The sequence below is a fragment of the Vibrio cincinnatiensis genome (genome assembly GCF_022113815.1).
Classification (GTDB): Bacteria; Pseudomonadota; Gammaproteobacteria; order Enterobacterales; family Vibrionaceae; genus Vibrio; species Vibrio cincinnatiensis_A.
Genome location: NZ_SGOM01000032.1, coordinates 1 through 3,346, shown reverse-complemented (window position 1 = coordinate 3,346; position 3,346 = coordinate 1). Strand labels below are relative to the sequence as shown.

Annotated in this window: 2 rRNA genes; both read right to left on the bottom strand. The window is 50.1% G+C overall.

From position 1 onward, the window contains the following. Window positions 1-3: 3 nt before the first annotated feature. Window positions 4-119, bottom strand: a 5S ribosomal RNA gene (gene rrf, locus EXA13_RS16245). Between the two features lie 86 nt (window positions 120-205). Continuing rightward, window positions 206-3,095: ribosomal RNA gene (locus EXA13_RS16240) — 23S ribosomal RNA — on the bottom strand. Window positions 3,096-3,346 lie beyond the last annotated feature (251 nt).

The following is a 3,346-nucleotide window of genomic DNA, read 5'->3' as shown; positions in this document are numbered from 1 at the left end:
AAAGCCTGGCGATGTTCTACTCTCACATGGGGAGACCCCACACTACCATCGACGCTGTTTCGTTTCACTTCTGAGTTCGGCATGGAGTCAGGTGGGTCCAAAACGCTATGGTCGCCAAGCAAATTCTTTAATTCGGAAAGCTGTTTTTCATTCTCATACACATTCAATGCACTCTATTGAGCCCACAAAACCCCTTCGGTGTTGTATGGTTAAGCCTCACGGGCTATTAGTACAGGTTAGCTCAACGCCTCACAACGCTTACACACCCTGCCTATCAACGTTCTAGTCTCGAACAACCCTTTAGGACAGTTAAACTGCCAGGGAGAACTCATCTCAGGGCTCGCTTCCCGCTTAGATGCTTTCAGCGGTTATCGATTCCGAACTTAGCTACCGGGCAATGCCACTGGCGTGACAACCCGAACACCAGAGGTTCGTCCACTCCGGTCCTCTCGTACTAGGAGCAGCCCCCTTCAATTCTCCAACGCCCACGGCAGATAGGGACCGAACTGTCTCACGACGTTCTAAACCCAGCTCGCGTACCACTTTAAATGGCGAACAGCCATACCCTTGGGACCGACTTCAGCCCCAGGATGTGATGAGCCGACATCGAGGTGCCAAACACCGCCGTCGATATGAACTCTTGGGCGGTATCAGCCTGTTATCCCCGGAGTACCTTTTATCCGTTGAGCGATGGCCCTTCCATTCAGAACCACCGGATCACTATGACCTGCTTTCGCACCTGCTCGAACCGTCATTCTCGCAGTTAAGCGGGCTTATGCCATTGCACTAACCTCACGATGTCCAACCGTGATTAGCCCACCTTCGTGCTCCTCCGTTACTCTTTGGGAGGAGACCGCCCCAGTCAAACTACCCACCAGGCACTGTCCTCACCCCAGATAATGGGGCTAAGTTAGAACATCAAAACTACAAGGGTGGTATTTCAAGGTCGGCTCCACGCAAACTGGCGTCTGCGATTCATAGCCTCCCACCTATCCTACACATGTAGGTTCAATGTTCAGTGCCAAGCTGTAGTAAAGGTTCACGGGGTCTTTCCGTCTAGCCGCGGGTACACTGCATCTTCACAGCGATTTCAATTTCACTGAGTCTCGGGTGGAGACAGCGTGGCCATCATTACGCCATTCGTGCAGGTCGGAACTTACCCGACAAGGAATTTCGCTACCTTAGGACCGTTATAGTTACGGCCGCCGTTTACCGGGGCTTCGATCAAGAGCTTCGACTTGCGTCTAACCCCATCAATTAACCTTCCGGCACCGGGCAGGCGTCACACCGTATACGTCATCTTACGATTTTGCACAGTGCTGTGTTTTTAATAAACAGTTGCAGCCACCTGGTATCTGCGACTCTCAGCAGCTCCATCCGCAAGGGACTTCACCATCAAGAGCGTACCTTCTCCCGAAGTTACGGTACCATTTTGCCTAGTTCCTTCACCCGAGTTCTCTCAAGCGCCTTGGTATTCTCTACCCGACCACCTGTGTCGGTTTGGGGTACGATTTCTTATGAACTGAAGCTTAGAGGCTTTTCCTGGAAGCAGGGCATCAATGACTTCACTGCCGTAGCAGCTCGACGTCGTGTCTCAGCCTTAAAAAGAGCCGGATTTACCTAACTCTTAAGCCTACGCACTTGAACCAGGACAACCGTCGCCTGGCCCACCTAGCCTTCTCCGTCCCCCCATCGCATTCATAACAAGTACGGGAATATTAACCCGTTTCCCATCGACTACGCTCTTCAGCCTCGCCTTAGGGGTCGACTTACCCTGCCCCGATTAACGTTGGACAGGAACCCTTGGTCTTCCGGCGGGGAGGTTTTTCACCCCCCTTGTCGTTACTCATGTCAGCATTCGCACTTCTGATACCTCCAGCAAACCTTACGATTCACCTTCAACGGCTTACAGAACGCTCCCCTACCCAATACGATAAATCGCATTGCCGCAGCTTCGGTTTATAGCTTAGCCCCGTTACATCTTCCGCGCAGGCCGACTCGACTAGTGAGCTATTACGCTTTCTTTAAATGATGGCTGCTTCTAAGCCAACATCCTAGCTGTCTAAGCCTTCCCACATCGTTTCCCACTTAGCTATAATTTGGGACCTTAGCTGGCGGTCTGGGTTGTTTCCCTCTTCACGACGGACGTTAGCACCCGCCGTGTGTCTCCCGGATAGTACTTACTGGTATTCGGAGTTTGCAAAGGGTTGGTAAGTCGGGATGACCCCCTAGCCTTAACAGTGCTCTACCCCCAGTAGTATTCGTCCGAGGCGCTACCTAAATAGCTTTCGGGGAGAACCAGCTATCTCCGAGTTTGATTGGCCTTTCACCCCTAGCCACAAGTCATCCGCTAATTTTTCAACATTAGTCGGTTCGGTCCTCCAGTTGATGTTACTCAACCTTCAACCTGCCCATGGCTAGATCACCCGGTTTCGGGTCTATATCCAGAGACTGAACGCCCAGTTAAGACTCGGTTTCCCTACGGCTCCCCTATTTGGTTAACCTTGCCACTGAATATAAGTCGCTGACCCATTATACAAAAGGTACGCAGTCACACCACGAAGGTGCTCCTACTGCTTGTACGTACACGGTTTCAGGTTCTATTTCACTCCCCTCACAGGGGTTCTTTTCGCCTTTCCCTCACGGTACTGGTTCACTATCGGTCAATCAGGAGTATTTAGCCTTGGAGGATGGTCCCCCCATATTCAGACAGGATAACACGTGTCCCGCCCTACTCGATTTCACTGAACATACGCTAACGGCTACGGGGCTATCACCCTGTTTCGCGGCCCTTTCCAGAGCCTTCGCCTGACGCATGTAAAGCTTAAGGGCTAATCCAATTTCGCTCGCCGCTACTTTCGGAATCTCGGTTGATTTCTTCTCCTCGGGGTACTTAGATGTTTCAGTTCCCCCGGTTCGCCCTGTTAACCTATGTATTCAGTTAACAGTAACTGCTTATGCAGTTGGGTTTCCCCATTCGGAAATCTCAGACTCAAGTGGCTGTTACTGCCTAATCTGAGCTTATCGCAAGTTACTACGTCCTTCATCGCCTCTGACTGCCTAGGCATCCACCGTGTACGCTTAGTCACTTAACCATACAACCCGAAGGAGTTTCGGGTTGTTGTTAAACAACCTAAGTTGTCTCGCGTTTTATTTTCATGAGTGCGAGACAGATTTTGCCGGACTCAATTTTGAAAAACACCCTAATGATGTTTTTCACCAAGCACACTTGAATGTGTATTTTGGTCTTTATCTAAAGATAAAGATTGAGAACTTTACAAGTAATTTTATTCATAAAGAATAATGTTACTTTGTCAGCTTTCCAAATTGTTAAAGAGCAAGATTT